Consider the following 13,798-nt stretch of genomic DNA (forward strand, 5'->3'; position numbering starts at 1 on the left):
TGTCAATTTGTGCAAAATGAGGCATTCTCACGTGATCGTTAGCGGATACGACGACGCGCGCGAGCAGGCTGGATGGCGATGCCCAAAAAAACCAAGAACACCAAGAAGACGTCACCCGCGCTTCAGGAGCGGTCGTCGCGTAAGACAATCATTGATGTCGCGAAGTGTGCTGGCGTCCATTGGTCAACGGTGTCGCGCGGGCTCAATCCCGAGAAGCGCCACCTGATCTCCCCAGAAATGATCGAGCGCGTCGAAGCTTGCGCAAAGAAGCTGGGATATCGGGCCAACGCCATGGCATCGGCGCTTCGGACCCAGCGATCTCGCACCGTCGGCGTCATCGTTTCAAATCTGGGTGACCCCGTGCATCCGCCGATTGTCCGCGCGATCGAAGACAGTTTCGCCGAGATTGGATACGTCACCATTGTCGGCAACACCGACAACCATCCGCTCAGGCAGGCCGCGCTGATCGATCGTTTCATCCAGCAAGGCGTCGAGGGGCTGATCGTCGCGACCTTCGAGCGAAACGATCCCGGCATCGCAGCCTGCGTCGAGGCGAATATTCCGGTCGTCGCGGTGTTTCGCGATCCTGAAAGCGAATTCATTCCGAGCGTCCGGGTCGACGACGCGAAGGCAATGGAACTGGCGGTTCATCATCTCGCCGAGTGTGGGCACAGGCAAATTGCTCATGTCGGCGGCCCGCAAAATGTGTCGACGGGTTACCACCGCTATCGCGGCTTCCGGCGCGCTTGCAAAGCCCTGGCTCAAGACGGAGTTGCGCCCACTGCCGTCTTCGGTGAGGCCTTTACGGTCGAGGAAGGCGAGTTCGCTTGCGAGCGTTTGCTGACGGAGAACCCCAATATTACGGCGATTGTGGCTGGCAACGACATGCTGGCCGTAGGCTGCCTTCGACACCTGAGAAACAAAGGCATTTCATGTCCCGGCAACATCTCGCTGGTCGGCATGAACGACATGCTGTTCATGGATGCGATAGCACCGGCGCTGACGACCATCAGTACACCGACTGCGGAACTGGGAACGCAGGCGTCTCACATCCTTATTGCGATGATCAAGGGAACGCCGGTTCAAAACGATCGGATCGTACTGAAGCCGGTTTTGCTTGCGCGCGATTCTGTCGCCGCGATCAAGCTGCCGACCAGGACACGTTCATCAGATCTTTCTGACACCACCAAAAGAGAAGTCAGAATACGGCACTGACAAAGCTAAGCCAAACCTGACGCACGCTGCGGCGGTGGCATGGAAAAGTGTCGGCGACTGATCCGAATTTGCTGACAGCGGGGCGTTCAAAGCGATCCGTTACAGATCTGGCTTCTCGACCGAAATCAGAAGTTTCCGCAGCAGCCGCGTGAGCGTTTGACGTTCGTTGGCTGTCAGCACCTCGTCGACCGACCGGGACAGCTTGAAGTGCTGGGCAATCGCCTTGTCGACGGAATTGCGCCCCTTGGCCGTAAGCGTGATCCGCGCGCCGCGGCCATCTTCAGGATCCTGGCGCCTGACGATGAAGCCGTCCTGCTCGGCACGCCGCAGCCGCGCGGTGAGCCCGCCCGACGACAGCAGGCACTCCGCATAGAGGTCAGTCGGTCGAACACCGATACTGCTATCGGCCTCGCGGCGGTAGATCGTCAGAAGCAGGTCGAACAATTCCCAATTGAAGCCCTGCTCCTCGAGTGCGGGCTCGATGGCGCTGCGCATATGCACGGACAGCCGGACAATCCGGCCGACGACGTCGAGGTGACCGGCGTCGAGGTCGGGCCGCCGCCGGCTCCAGCCGGCAATGATCTCATCAATCGAATCGGTAGTCATGCTGATCAGCATATAGGCACGGGGCACCGAATATATGCAAATTCATCTATCTTTCTGCAAAGATATTTTATCTTGACTCAAAGATAGTTTGACTTCACGCTTCGTGACGGGTTGATCGGATGCCCCTCGCGAGAAGGTCACGAGGTTACCAACGCCCGCCATCGAGGAAATGATCATGACAGCCAAGCCGGCCTTTGCGACCTCGCCCACCAATCCGCACGTCAAGGAAATCCAGACGATGCCGGAGCGGAAGCCGGACATGCCTTATGCGCCAGCGATCCGTGTCGAAGTGCCCTGCGGCATGCTTTTCATTTCCGGAGCAACGCCCTCGCCGCTCTATCACAAGCATCCCCATGTTCTGGAGGAGCACGATCATCCGAATTCGATCGAGGACCAGACCCACCGCGCCATGCAGACGATCCAGTCGATCCTGGATCACGAAGGGCTGACCTGGACCGACATCGTCAAGGTGACGAAGTACCTGACCGACATCCGGGACCAGGACGGTATGGTGAAGGTGATGAAGGAATATTTCGGCGACTGGACGCCGGCCAGCACCACCATCTGCATCAACCAGCTCTCGACCCAGGGCGCCCGTGTCGAGCTCGACATGATCGCCGCCATTCCCGTGCAAAAATAGACCGGATGTGACCTCCCGCCGGCCCCGGGTCATCGGGCCGAACGAGGCCGACAATGATGCACGGCACTGAAAATCAAAATGAGCAAGGGGACCGCACGCTGCACGCCCCAAAGGGGTCTGCGCCGCGGGCGACCGGAAGCGAAGCCGATGCGCCGCTGCTGCGTCTGGTCGGTATCGACAAATCCTTTCCCGGCGTGCATGCGCTCAAGAACGTATCGCTCGACGTCTATGCCGGTGAGGTCCATGTCATCCTCGGCCAGAATGGTGCGGGAAAGTCGACGCTGATCAAGACGCTGTACGGCGCCTATGCGGCCGATCGCGGCTATATCGAGATCGAGGGCCGGCGAGTCGCCGTCGCCCGCCCGGCCGATGCCAGCGCGCTTGGTATCGCCGTCATCTTCCAGGAATTCTCGCTGATCCCGTATCTGGACATCGCGCAGAACATCTTTCTCGGTCGCGAAGCCGCATTCAGTCGCTTCGGCCTCGTCGATTCCGCGGCCATGCATGCAGCCGCACGCACCATCCTCGACGATCTCGGCCTCGACTACGACACCCACGCATACGCCGCCGATCTCGGCGTAGCCCAGCAGCAGATGGTGGAGATCGCCAAGGCGCTTTCGCAGAACGCGCGGGTGCTCGTGATGGACGAGCCGACAGCGGCGATCTCCGAGCGTGAATCAGATCGCCTGTTTCAAACCATCGCGCGATTGACGGAAAAGCGCGTCGCCATCGTCTACATCTCCCATCGTATGAAGGAGGTGCAGATGCTCGGCGATCGCATCACCATCCTGCGCGACGGGGCCGTCGTGACCAGCGTGCTGCGCGATCAGAAAAGCCAGGCCGAGATGGTCGGCGCGATGATCGGACGGCCATCGGGATCGCAACTCGCACGGACGCCGCGCCCGCCCGGCGAGCCTGTCCTGCTCGCCAGGGATGTGAACACGGCCAAACTGTCGGACATCTCCATCGAAATTCTCGCCGGCGAGGTGGTGGGGCTTGCCGGCCTCGTCGGGTCCGGCCGGACTGAAGTGGTCCGCGCCTTGTTCGGCGCGGATCCAATCGCCAGCGGCGAGATCGCTCTGTTCGGATCGCGCGCGCCGGCCACACTGGACAGACGGGTGCGTGCGGGCATGGCCCTGCTCCCTGAAGATCGCAAACGGGAGGGATTGGCGCTGCCACTCGATGTCCGCGACAATGCGACGGTCGCCTCGTTGTGGCGCAGCTTCGCCTCCGGCTGGTTCTCACCGGCCAAAGCCGAGCGAGACACACGCGGGCTGATCGCACAGCTCGGCATTGCCGCCCATGGCACGCGCCAGAACGTCCACACCCTCAGCGGCGGCAATCAGCAGAAGGTCGTGCTGGCCAAATGGCTGGCCGCGGGAGCCAAACTGTTTCTGCTGGACGAACCGACGCGCGGTGTTGATGTCGGCGCCAAGGCCGAAATCTATCGCCTGATCGATCAACTGGTCGATGGCGGGGCCGGTGTTGTCGTCATCAGTTCGGAACTGCCGGAGCTCGTTCAGCTCTGCGACCGCGCTTATGTCATGCGCGACCATCGCATCGTCGGGCATCTCGCCGGCGACCAGCTAACCGAGCGGGCCATCCTCGAACTGGCGGTGCATCAATGAGCGTGACGATCCAGCTGCAGCGCAGGTCCGGCATCGGCCAGTTCCTCAGCGCAATCCCCGGCGCCGGCCTCCTGCTGATCCTGATGCTGGTGCTGTTCACGATCGTCAATCCGAGATTCGTGTCCCAGACCAACCTCATCAATGTTGGCTTGCAGACCTCGCTACTGCTGATGCTCGCCCTGCCGATGACGCTCATCATTATGACCGAGGGCCTCGACCTGTCGGCCGGAGCTCTGCTCGGGCTGAGCGGCGTCATCGTCGCCGAGGCGCTTCTTGCCGGATGGGGCGTGCTCGCCGCTTGTACGGCGACGCTGGCGGTGAGCATTGCATTCGGGGCCCTCAACGGCATCCTAATCGCCTATCTGTCGCTCCCTGCCTTTGTTGTCACCCTCGGCACCATGGGGCTGATGCAGGGGATTGCGCTGGTGCTCACCAATGGAGATCCGGTCGGCGGTTTCACGCCTGCCATCGAAACCTTCTATCGCTCCCAGCTTTGGTTCATTCCGACGCCGATCGCGATCGCGGCCGCCCTTTATGCCGCGCTGTGGCTACTGCTCTATCGCACTCGGCTCGGCAACTACGTGATCGCCATCGGCGGCAACAAGGACGCGCTGCGTCTCGCCGGCATTCGCGCCAATCTCGTGCACCTCGCCGTCTATGTGCTCGGCAGCACGATCATCGGCCTTTCGGCGGTGTTGCTGATCGGACGCACCAATTCAGCGCATCCGACCGTCGGCATCGGCATGGAGTTCGAGGCGATCGCCGCAGTCGTGCTCGGCGGCACCTCCTTCGAAAAAGGACAGGGCTGGCTGTTCGGTGCCGTGCTCGGCGCGCTTGCCATCACCGTGCTGCGCAATGGACTCAACATTCTGTCCATCGACTCGTCGCTGCAGGTCGTGTGCATCGGCATCCTGCTCATCCTCGCGTTGCTGATCGACCAGGCGCGCAAGCAATTCGTGAGGCGTACGGCATGACGATCCCCGCAACGCTCGATATCCGCCCATCGTCCCTGTCGCCCGACGCTGCGGCCCTGCTCGGCCGGTTCGTGCTGATCGTTCTGATCGCCGGCGCATTGACCGCGGTGGATCCGGGATTCGCGTCGGTGAGCAATCTGCTGAATATGCTGCGGCAGGCGAGCCTGCTGTTTCTCGTCGCGTCCGGCCTCACACTCGTCATCATCGGCGGTGGGCTCGATCTGTCGGTGGGCGCCAATCTGACGCTGTCGGCCTGTCTCGCCGCAGCCGCGATCAAGACCACCGGCAATCCGTGGTACGGCGTTGCGGTCGCCATCGGCGCCGGCACGCTGATCGGTTACGCTAACGGGCTGATGATCAACCGCCTGCAGTTACCGCCTTTCCTTGCGACTTTCGGCATGCTGTGGGTGGCGCAGGGCATCGCCTACTGGTTCATGGCCGGGCAGACGATCTACGGCATGCCGATGTCGTTTCGCTATTTCGGCACCGGCTTCTTCCTCGGCGTTCCGCTGCCGATCTGGATCACGCTTGTGGTCTGTCTCGCCTGCAGCATCCTCCTGCACCGCACGACCTTCGGCCGCGAGGCGTATTTCATGGGCGCCAACCAGACCGCCGCGCTGCTGTCCGGCGTCCCGGTCGAGCGTCGTCGGCTGCTGCTCTATGTGCTCAGCGGCTTGACGGCGGGCATCGCGTCTCTCGTCTATCTCGCACGCCTCAATGCCGCCGAGCCCGGAATCGGCGAGCCGTTGCTGCTTCCTGCTATCGCCGCAGTTCTGGTCGGCGGCACATCCTTGTTCGGTGGCAACGGCAACATCGTCGGCACCGTGCTTGGCGCCATCCTGCTCACCATCATCGTCAACGGCCTCAATCTGCTGAATGTTGCAGCGACCTGGCATCCCTTCGTCAACGGCGCCGTCGTCCTGGTCGCCATCATTGCGGATCTCGTCATCAGCCGACGCCGATCAGGGAGCGGATAGACCCGGCATCACCAGTTCACCACAGTCTCGTCATTCACAACCAGAGGGGCCATCATGCGAACCACCAGATCTATCCGATGCGTTCTTGCCGCCGTCATATGCGGCACCCTGTTCAATTCGGCGGTGCGCGCCGATGGCGAAGTGATTGCAGCCTTCACGAAGAACCAGGTGGACCCGCATTTCGAGGGTGTGCGCGCCGGCGTCGCGCAGATGGCGGAGAAAATGCGCGCGACGGTCAAATATTACACGCCGACCAAGCCGAACAATATCACCGAAGGCATGTCGCAGCTCGAAGACGTCGGCGTGACCAAGCCCAATCTGATGCTGTTCATGCCAATCGACGCCAAGGCGCAATTGCCAACGATCAAGCGCCTGATCGAGTCCGGCCTGCCGATCATCAACTACAACGACCGCGGCGGCGACGCCCCCTATCTCTCCTTTGTCGGTCAGGACGATTACAAGCTCGGCTATGACATCGCCAAGACCCTGTTCGACCATCTCGGCGGCAAGGGCAATGTGGTGATCCTCGAAGGCGTCAAGGGCTCCACGACGGGTGACGAGCGCAAGCGCGGCTTCGACGCTGCGGCCAAGGACTATCCGAATATCAAAGTACTGGCCTCGCAGCCCGCCAACTTCCAGCGCCTGCTCGGCATGCAGACGATGGAGAACCTGATCCAGCAGTTCAGCACCATCGACGGCGTGATCGCCGCTGCCGACGCGTCCGCGCTCGGCGCGATCGAGGCGCTCAATGCCGCCGGCCGCAAGAACGTTGCTGTGGTTTCGATCAACGGCGTGCCGGAAGCAGTTGAAGCCGTGAAGGCGGGCAGCCTGCTGGCGATCGCCGAATTCGACGGCTTCAAGATCGGCTGCGTCGCCACCGCGGTCGGCCTGAATGCCATTCGCGGCCAGAGTGCGCCGAAGCAGATCACGATCCCCGGTGCGATCATCACCAAGGCCAATTATGCGCCCTGGCTCATCCCCTACAAGGACCGGACTTGCCCGACGCCGGACGCGTATATCGCGAAGTAGCGCTAACGGGCCTGCAGACGCGTCGCGTGCTGCAGGCCTGCCTTCCTACTTGGCCGCCCCGTCCGTCGACATCGCGATGAGCTTGCCATAACGCTCCGCATCGCTGCGCAATTCGGCCTCGAACGCTTCCGGCGTCGAGCTGGCGATGTCGGCGCCCTGCGCGGCGAACTGCTTGATCAGGGCCGGATCGCTGAGCGCCTCGGCGAGATCGCGCGCGATCTGGCTGACGATGGGCTTCGGCACCGCCGCGGCGGCGAGCATGCCGAACCAGCTATCGTAGGTGAATTCGGGGAGCCCTGCCTCGGCGAAGGTTGGTACATCAGGCAGTTGCGCCATGCGGCTCTTGCCGGTGACTGCCAGTGCGCGCAACTTTCCCGACTGGATCAGGTCGCCACCGACGCCGAAGAAAGTGAAGGCAACCGAGGTGTCGCCGCGCATGATGCTGATCTGGGATTCCGGCAGTCCGCGATGCGGAATCAGCACCATCTTGGTCTGCGTGAGATGCCTGAACAGTTCGGCGGCGATACCGGTGGAACTACCGACGCCGGCAGAGCTGTAGCTCAGCGAATCCGGCTTGGCCCTTGCCGCAGCGATCAGTTCGGCCAGCGTCTTGAACGGCGCATCCGGCGGCACGATCAGGATGGACGGCGTCGATCCGACGCGGCTGATCGCAGCGAAATCCTTGATCGGATCGAAGTTGAGGTTCTTGTTGACCACGCCGATCACGCTGTGGCCGTTTGAGGTCAGCATGATCTGCGAGCCATCGGTCGGGCCTTTGGCGACACTGCTGACACCGGCGATGCCGGGCCTGTTCTCGACGATGACTTGCTGCTTCCACTTCGCAGCAAGCTTCTCGGCCACCGAACGGGCAAGGATGTCGGTGAGGCTGCCACCCGAAAACGGCACGATAATACGCACGAGCTGGTTCGGATAAGTCTGTGCAAAGGCTCCGCTGCCCATCAGCGCCGCAGTCGCGGCGAGGCCGGAGCCAATCATGAAGTGTCGGCGATCCATCATTTTCTCCCTTAAAAAACCAAGTGCCGGGCTTTCAGCCTCTGGCGGTGTTGGGCAGCGGCATTGCAAGCAACACCACCGCCGGTCGTTTCGTCTCGTTGCGCAGCGCGCGCGTCTCGTTGGGCGCGATGCGGCAGGAATCCCAGATGCCGAGGGAGGCGATGCCATCCGGCGTCTCGAAGGTTACTTCGCCTTCGAGGACGACATAGAACTTCTCCTCCGGCGAGGCCGAGGGCGTAATGCCGCCGCCCGGCAGAATCTGGCTCATGCCGAGCCACATCACATCGCCCGGCCCGGCGTCGCGGCCCTGCAGGCGGAACATCCGCATGTCATTGTGGCCGGGGGCTTCGTAGCGCGGGGCATCGTTCAGGCGGACGACATGCATGACTTCACCCGTTCGGCTGAAAAACGAGACGGTCGCGCGAAGAGCCGAGCACGGCGACATAGGCCTCTGCGGCGCGCTCCAGCGGGTAGATCGCATCCGGCTTGATCGGAAACGGCTTCAACGCGCCGCTGGCGAAACCCGGCACCAATTCGCGCAGGATCTCGCCGGCTTCCGGCGATGACAGCGACAGCGAGTCGACACCAAAGAAGGTGTGCTTGCCGCGATAGAAGGCGAAGATATCGAACGGCACGGTGGCCTTGGTGGAGGCAATAAAGATCTGGCGGCCGAGATGCGCGAGCGATTTCGTGCCGGCGTCGTAATAGGGCTCGCCGACGGTATTGTAGACGATGTCCGCGCCCTTGCCGCCGGTGAGTTCGCGCACGGTCGCGGCGACGTCATTGCGGCTGGAATCGACGACGGTCACCTCGCCATGGGCATGGCCGGCATATAGCTCGTCCTTGCGGACGACGCCGATCACGCGGGCGCCCTGCCATGATGCGATCTGCGTCGCCGCCTGACCCACCTTGCCGTTCAGGCCGAGGATCAACACCGTCTCGCCGGGTCTCGGCATGCCGCTGCGGCGAAAGCCTTCCTGCGCGGTGACAAAGGGCACGCCGACGCCGGCCGCCTCCGCGAGGCTGATATTGATCGGCTTCTCGACCAGCGCAGACGCTTCGACCACCAGATGCGTGGCATGGGTGCCATCGCGACCGATCCCGAGTTGGCCGGACGAGCCGAACACGTCCTTGCCGATCAGGTCGGCCGGTCCGTCGATCACGACGCCGGCGAAGTCCCGACCAGGCGTACGCGGAAATACCGCATGCGGCATCAGACCGAGCGTCGCCTTGGCGTCCGACGGATTGATCGCGGCGGCCCTTATCTCGACCAGCGCATCGCCTGGCCTGGCGCAGGCGAGTGTGCGTTGCTCGATGCCGAGCGCCACATTCTCGATGCGATCAGCCTTGGCGGCCACCCGCAGGCATTTTGCGGTGACGCTGGAGGAAGTCTTGGCGGCTGCAGTCATTTCAGTCCTCGAATGCTGTGTTATGCGGCGCCCGGCAAATCGAACAGCGCGCGTGCTTCAGCAGGCGTCGCGATCTGCGCGCCGAGTTCTTCGATGATGCGGCGTGCCTTGTCCACCATCACGGCGTTCGACGGCGCCAGGACGCCGCGGCCGAGCATCACCGCATCTTCCAGACCGGTGCGGGCATGACCGCCGGCGAGCACCGATTGCGCCACCATGGGAAATGTGGAGCGGCCGATGCCGATGGCCGTGAAATGCGCATCCCGCGGCAGCAGACCGCGCGCATACAGCACCGTTTCCGGCGACGGCTGGAAGCCATATTTGACGCCCATCACGAAGGACGTGAGCGCCGGGCCGCTGAGTGTACCGTCGGCGAGGAGATCGTGCAGCAGCGCGATATCGCCGGAATCGAACAGTTCGATCTCGGGTTTCACGCCGGCCTCGCGGATGACCTTGGCCATGCGGCGCACATTGCCGGGCGTGTTGATCACCACCTGCCCGCCGGAATTCATGGTGTTGAGATCGAGCGTGCAGATGTCGGGCTTCAACGCCGTGATATGGGCGACGCGTTCTTCCGGGTTCATCAGCGTGGTGCCGGCGGCGGCGACCTTGGGATCGTTCTGCGAAGGCACGAAGCGACCGCCGGGCCCGGTGGTGATGTTCAGGATCAGGTTGCGATTGCGCGCGCGAATGCGTCCGACGACGTCCTGATAATATTCGAGCTTCATCGACGGCGCGCCGGTGCCGGGCTCGCGCACATGGATATGCGCGACTGCCGCGCCGGCTTCTGCGGCACCGAGGCAGGCGTCGGCGATTTCTTCCGGCGTGATTGGCAGATGCGGGGTCTGGTCCGGCCGCGTCAGATTGCCGGTGACGGCGCAAGTGATGACGATCTTGTCGAGCATCGGGCGCATCAATCTCTCCTTATAACGCTCGGCCGCCGTCAACGACGATCAGCGAGCCGGTGGAATAGGTCAGGTGGGTGGCGCAGGCCGCGATTGCGCGGCCGACATCCTCGGCCGTCGCAACACGCTTGAGCGGAATGGTCCCCGCGACCTTTTCAAGCGCGGCCGCATCACGGCCCGGCACAAAGTCAGTGGCCACCACGCCCGGCGACACCGCCATCACGCGCACTGCCGGCGCCAACGCCCGCGCGAGCGACTTGGTCATGGTGTCGATGCCGGCCTTGATCGCCGCATAAGCCAGATTGGAGCCGACGCCATTCAGCCCCGCAATCGAGGAAACGTTGACGATAAGCCCGTCGCCGCTCGCCTTGAGCAGCGGTGCGAAAGCGCGGATAGCCGCGAACTGGCCGCGCCAGTTCACCTTGAACATGTCGTCGATGAACTCGTCGGTCAGCGCGTCGAGATCGCCGATCGGGATCGGCTTCGTGTAGCCGGCGGTGTTGACGAGAATATCGCAGCGGCCGAACGCTCGCTCCACCTCGCCGGCAAGCGCCGTCAGCGTTGCGCTATCTTCAATTACCGCGCGTCTGGCGAGATGGCCTTCGCCCGGAAGGCCGGCCAGCAACACGTTGGCGGCTGCCTCGCCGGAGCGCCAGGTCACGACGACACGCACGCCTTCGGCGGCCAAGGCTTGCGCGGCCGCGGCCCCGATGCCGCCCGAACCGCCGATCACCACGGCTACCTTGTTCGCGAGAATATCCGACATCGACAGCTCACTTGATGGGAGGATGCGGGAGCACGGCTTCGCCGGGCTCCATGACGAATGTGTAGTTGAGGCTGAACCATTCGTCAGCGACATCTGGCGCTGGCGGCGCGCCTTCGCCCTTGCGGAAATCGCCGATCAGCGCGCGCGTCACGCCGAATACGACGTCGCTCTCCAGATGTTCGTCGTCATCGACAAAGATCTGCGTGATCAGCGTCTTGAAGCCTGGCTTGAAGGCAAGCACATGCAGATGCGCCGGCCGGAACGGATGCCGGCGCTGCGCGGCCAGCATCTCCCCGGTCGGACCATGGGTCGGCACCGGATAGCCAGCAGGCTTGACCGAGCGGAACACGAAGCGGCCATTCGCATCGGTCTCAAACACGCCGCGCAAATTCATGTCAGCCTGACCCGCGTCCTGGTTTTCGTACATTCCCGATGGCGAGGCCTGCCAGACATCAACGCTGACACCCGAGAGCGGCGCTCCCAGTGCGTCGGTGATGCGGCAATCGACGAACAGTGGTGCACCGGGCGTCGGCGAACGCAAGATCGAGGCACCATTCTCCACGCGCGGAGCGTTCGCCCGCCAGAACGGCCCGAGCAACGCTGCGGCGGTCTCGCTCGCGCCATCCTGGCCGTTGTTCAACAGGCAGACCAATGTCGAGAGCCCGACTGCATCGCTGAACAACACGCCCTCGTTATGGGTGTCGTTTGTCGCCTGGCCGATGCGGTTCAGGAAATCGATAGCAAACTCGAATTCCGCCTCGGTCAGCCGAACCTCGCGGGCAAATTCGTGCAGATGACGAACGAAAGCGGCCATGACCGTGCGCAACCGCTCGTTCGGCGCACCGCTCATCGCGGCAAGCACAACGTCGGTCACATCCTCCTGACGCGTGATGATCATCGACACTCCCTCACATTGCGAATTTTTGGCTGTCCACGTTGCGCAATCGATTGCACATGTAGTGCAATCGATTGCGCAAGTCAACCGCACCAGCTAGTTTGGAGATCGTGGCAGGGATGACGACAATCAAAGACGTGGCGCGCGAGGTGGGAGTGCACCCCTCCACCGTGTCGCGCGCGCTCGACCCTGCCCGCCGCGGACGGATCGGCGAGCCGGTCGTGCGCCGGATTCTGGAAGCAGCGGAGCGGCTGGGTTACCGCCCGGACACGGTGGCCGCGAGTCTGCGCAGTGGCCGTTCGAACATGGTCGGCATCATCGTCCCGGACATCGCGAACCCGGTCTTCTCGCCGATTATCGGCGGCCTCGAAGACGTGCTATCGGCGCGCGGCTACGCGCTGATTGTCGCCGACCCGCAACCGCAACGGACGGGCACCGACGACATCGTTCAACGGCTCGTGGCGCGCCGCGTGGATGGCCTCGTGCTGGCGAATGTCGCGCTCAAGGATAATTCGATCGAGCGTTGTCTGAGTTGGAAAGTCCCTGTCGTGCTTGTCAATCGCGCGGAGGCTGAGGCGCGTGTGCCTTCGGTGGTCTCGGACGATGTGGCCGGCATGCGGCTCGCGGTTGCGCATCTTCTCGAACTTGGACATCGCCACATCCTCCACCTCGCCGGCCCGCAAATGCTATCGACCGGATCGCTTCGCCGCCGCGGTTTCTTGGAGGCAATGCACGAAGCCGGTTTCGCGCCGGCCGACAATGATATCGAAGAGGCTGAAGCATTCACGCGCGAGGCAGGACGCGCTGCCGCACTCAGACTGCTCGCACGACAGCCTGAGGCCACCGCCATCGTCGCAGCCAACGATCTCCTCGCGCTCGGCATCTATGAAGCGTTGCGCGAAACGGGCCGGCGATGTCCGGAAGATCTGTCAGTGATCGGTCACAACGACATGCCGCTGGTGGATCTGGTGGATCCGCCGCTGTCCACGATCCGCATCAGCCACCGCGAGATGGGTGAACAGACCGGCCAACTCCTGCTCGACCTGATCGAAGGCGTCCGCGGCGATGCGCCTTATGTCGTCACAGCGCCCCTGCTCGTCGTGCGCCGCTCGACACAGCCACCAAGGATCTCGCGATAAGCCAGCGTTGGATCTGATTAATTGAGCCAGCGTGATTCTGGTTTGCCCCTCGCTTTGAACCAACGGCGGACTCGCATACCGGCAAACCCCTCCGACTTTCCTTATCAATTCGGCCAAATCCAGAAGCGGCTACGCCCAAAAGATAACAAGCGAGTGATCAGACCGGAGCGAGTTGCATGACAGATCTGACGTCATATGAGATGCATTGAACATTCATCTGCAGTAATGCGGCGCTATTCCACATTTCGTATGAAGAAGCTGGGCGGTTCCCACGCTAGGGAACGTAAAATGCCTGATGTTTCTCGCCGCGCTCAACTTATCCTGTTGAAAAACGATCTGCACATCATGCGAGGCCGGGCCCAACGCCTGGATCTAAGCGATGTAGCCTTGTTGATCTCAGAAGCTGTTCAGTTGCTCTCCAATCAGCCGGAGATTTCTAAATCTGACCAGCCGCGCGCCTAACCGCATTGTTTGTCATCGGCGCGCTCGGTTGCCAGGACAAACATACCGACAGCCGCTGCGGTCACCAAAAACGGCATAATGATAAGGGCCATTGACGCCTCCTTGTCGAAGTTGATCTTCGAACATGACGCAGCATCTC

15 protein-coding genes are annotated in these 13,798 nt (G+C 62.6%); 8 read left to right on the forward strand and 7 right to left on the reverse strand.

What is annotated here, in order from left to right:
• Positions 1 to 72 precede the first annotated feature (72 nt).
• On the forward strand, positions 73 to 1,215 hold the full coding sequence (locus BLW80_RS04005) for a LacI family DNA-binding transcriptional regulator (protein WP_093756895.1): 1,143 nt from the start codon (positions 73 to 75) through the stop codon (positions 1,213 to 1,215).
• A gap of 99 nt (positions 1,216 to 1,314) precedes the next feature.
• Here the strand turns inward: BLW80_RS04005 and BLW80_RS04010 are convergent, their stop codons facing one another.
• Entirely contained in the window at positions 1,315 to 1,833 is a 519-nt protein-coding gene (locus BLW80_RS04010; protein WP_093756896.1) for a MarR family winged helix-turn-helix transcriptional regulator, read from the reverse strand.
• A 163-nt stretch (positions 1,834 to 1,996) separates the two neighbouring features.
• Between BLW80_RS04010 and BLW80_RS04015 the strand changes: the two genes are divergently transcribed.
• Genes BLW80_RS04015 through BLW80_RS04035 form a run of 5 tightly spaced genes read left to right on the forward strand, consistent with a single transcriptional unit; the run spans position 1,997 to position 7,069 of the window.
• Entirely contained in the window at positions 1,997 to 2,461 is a 465-nt protein-coding gene (locus tag BLW80_RS04015) for a RidA family protein (protein ID WP_158550404.1), read from the forward strand.
• Positions 2,462 to 2,517: 56 nt separating this feature from the next.
• Positions 2,518 to 4,089, forward strand: a complete 1,572-nt coding sequence (locus BLW80_RS04020; protein WP_093757337.1) for a sugar ABC transporter ATP-binding protein — start codon at positions 2,518 to 2,520, stop codon at positions 4,087 to 4,089.
• Positions 4,086 to 5,063, forward strand: coding sequence for an ABC transporter permease (locus tag BLW80_RS04025; RefSeq protein WP_093756897.1), 978 nt, complete (start codon positions 4,086 to 4,088; stop codon positions 5,061 to 5,063). Before BLW80_RS04020 ends, BLW80_RS04025 begins: the two co-directional genes overlap by 4 nt.
• Complete coding sequence (locus BLW80_RS04030) at positions 5,060 to 6,040, forward strand: ABC transporter permease (protein ID WP_093756898.1); 981 nt, start codon at positions 5,060 to 5,062, stop codon at positions 6,038 to 6,040. Before BLW80_RS04025 ends, BLW80_RS04030 begins: the two co-directional genes overlap by 4 nt.
• Before the next feature lie 54 nt (positions 6,041 to 6,094).
• Complete coding sequence (locus BLW80_RS04035; RefSeq protein WP_093756899.1) at positions 6,095 to 7,069, forward strand: sugar ABC transporter substrate-binding protein; 975 nt, start codon at positions 6,095 to 6,097, stop codon at positions 7,067 to 7,069.
• A gap of 45 nt (positions 7,070 to 7,114) precedes the next feature.
• Here BLW80_RS04035 and BLW80_RS04040 read toward each other — a convergent pair whose 3' ends face one another.
• Genes BLW80_RS04040 through BLW80_RS04065 form a run of 6 tightly spaced genes read right to left on the reverse strand, consistent with a single transcriptional unit; the run spans position 7,115 to position 12,061 of the window.
• Positions 7,115 to 8,083: a Bug family tripartite tricarboxylate transporter substrate binding protein gene (locus tag BLW80_RS04040; RefSeq protein WP_170849568.1), complete on the reverse strand. Its 969-nt coding sequence runs from the start codon at positions 8,081 to 8,083 to the stop codon at positions 7,115 to 7,117.
• A gap of 34 nt (positions 8,084 to 8,117) precedes the next feature.
• Complete coding sequence (locus tag BLW80_RS04045; RefSeq protein WP_093756901.1) at positions 8,118 to 8,468, reverse strand: cupin domain-containing protein; 351 nt, start codon at positions 8,466 to 8,468, stop codon at positions 8,118 to 8,120.
• A gap of 4 nt (positions 8,469 to 8,472) precedes the next feature.
• On the reverse strand, positions 8,473 to 9,492 hold the full coding sequence (locus BLW80_RS04050; RefSeq protein WP_093756902.1) for a quinone oxidoreductase family protein: 1,020 nt from the start codon (positions 9,490 to 9,492) through the stop codon (positions 8,473 to 8,475).
• A 20-nt stretch (positions 9,493 to 9,512) separates the two neighbouring features.
• The gene (locus tag BLW80_RS04055) at positions 9,513 to 10,397 is read right to left on the reverse strand and encodes a beta-keto acid cleavage family enzyme (RefSeq protein ID WP_093757338.1); all 885 of its coding nucleotides are present in this window, start codon (positions 10,395 to 10,397) and stop codon (positions 9,513 to 9,515) included.
• A gap of 19 nt (positions 10,398 to 10,416) precedes the next feature.
• Complete coding sequence (locus BLW80_RS04060; RefSeq protein WP_093756903.1) at positions 10,417 to 11,163, reverse strand: SDR family NAD(P)-dependent oxidoreductase; 747 nt, start codon at positions 11,161 to 11,163, stop codon at positions 10,417 to 10,419.
• Positions 11,164 to 11,170: 7 nt separating this feature from the next.
• Complete coding sequence (locus BLW80_RS04065) at positions 11,171 to 12,061, reverse strand: dioxygenase family protein (RefSeq protein WP_093756904.1); 891 nt, start codon at positions 12,059 to 12,061, stop codon at positions 11,171 to 11,173.
• A gap of 116 nt (positions 12,062 to 12,177) precedes the next feature.
• On the opposite strand from BLW80_RS04065, the gene BLW80_RS04070 reads away from it, so the two are divergent.
• Positions 12,178 to 13,197: a LacI family DNA-binding transcriptional regulator gene (locus BLW80_RS04070; RefSeq protein ID WP_093756905.1), complete on the forward strand. Its 1,020-nt coding sequence runs from the start codon at positions 12,178 to 12,180 to the stop codon at positions 13,195 to 13,197.
• Between the two features lie 288 nt (positions 13,198 to 13,485).
• Positions 13,486 to 13,659 (forward strand): hypothetical protein, encoded by a 174-nt coding sequence (locus BLW80_RS30180; RefSeq protein ID WP_170849569.1) that lies wholly within the window; start codon positions 13,486 to 13,488, stop codon positions 13,657 to 13,659.
• The last annotated feature ends 139 nt before the right edge of the window (positions 13,660 to 13,798 follow it).

This window comes from Tardiphaga sp. OK245 (assembly GCF_900108575.1).
GTDB classification, from domain to species: domain Bacteria; phylum Pseudomonadota; class Alphaproteobacteria; order Rhizobiales; family Xanthobacteraceae; genus Tardiphaga; species Tardiphaga robiniae.

What these genes read in the sequence shown, in the direction of transcription:
- BLW80_RS04040 (WP_170849568.1), bottom strand. Translation starts at nt 8,083, where the DNA reads ATGGATCGCCGACACTTCATGATTGGCTCCGGCCTCGCCGCGACTGCG.
- BLW80_RS04010 (WP_093756896.1), bottom strand. Translation starts at nt 1,833, where the DNA reads ATGCTGATCAGCATGACTACCGATTCGATTGATGAGATCATTGCCGGC.
- BLW80_RS30180 (WP_170849569.1), top strand. Translation starts at nt 13,486, where the DNA reads ATGCCTGATGTTTCTCGCCGCGCTCAACTTATCCTGTTGAAAAACGAT.
- BLW80_RS04015 (WP_158550404.1), top strand. Translation starts at nt 1,997, where the DNA reads ATGACAGCCAAGCCGGCCTTTGCGACCTCGCCCACCAATCCGCACGTC.
- BLW80_RS04060 (WP_093756903.1), bottom strand. Translation starts at nt 11,163, where the DNA reads ATGTCGGATATTCTCGCGAACAAGGTAGCCGTGGTGATCGGCGGTTCG.
- BLW80_RS04030 (WP_093756898.1), top strand. Translation starts at nt 5,060, where the DNA reads ATGACGATCCCCGCAACGCTCGATATCCGCCCATCGTCCCTGTCGCCC.
- BLW80_RS04070 (WP_093756905.1), top strand. Translation starts at nt 12,178, where the DNA reads ATGACGACAATCAAAGACGTGGCGCGCGAGGTGGGAGTGCACCCCTCC.
- BLW80_RS04045 (WP_093756901.1), bottom strand. Translation starts at nt 8,468, where the DNA reads ATGCATGTCGTCCGCCTGAACGATGCCCCGCGCTACGAAGCCCCCGGC.
- BLW80_RS04065 (WP_093756904.1), bottom strand. Translation starts at nt 12,061, where the DNA reads ATGATCATCACGCGTCAGGAGGATGTGACCGACGTTGTGCTTGCCGCG.
- BLW80_RS04025 (WP_093756897.1), top strand. Translation starts at nt 4,086, where the DNA reads ATGAGCGTGACGATCCAGCTGCAGCGCAGGTCCGGCATCGGCCAGTTC.
- BLW80_RS04050 (WP_093756902.1), bottom strand. Translation starts at nt 9,492, where the DNA reads ATGACTGCAGCCGCCAAGACTTCCTCCAGCGTCACCGCAAAATGCCTG.
- BLW80_RS04055 (WP_093757338.1), bottom strand. Translation starts at nt 10,397, where the DNA reads ATGCTCGACAAGATCGTCATCACTTGCGCCGTCACCGGCAATCTGACG.
- BLW80_RS04035 (WP_093756899.1), top strand. Translation starts at nt 6,095, where the DNA reads ATGCGAACCACCAGATCTATCCGATGCGTTCTTGCCGCCGTCATATGC.
- BLW80_RS04005 (WP_093756895.1), top strand. Translation starts at nt 73, where the DNA reads ATGGCGATGCCCAAAAAAACCAAGAACACCAAGAAGACGTCACCCGCG.
- BLW80_RS04020 (WP_093757337.1), top strand. Translation starts at nt 2,518, where the DNA reads ATGCACGGCACTGAAAATCAAAATGAGCAAGGGGACCGCACGCTGCAC.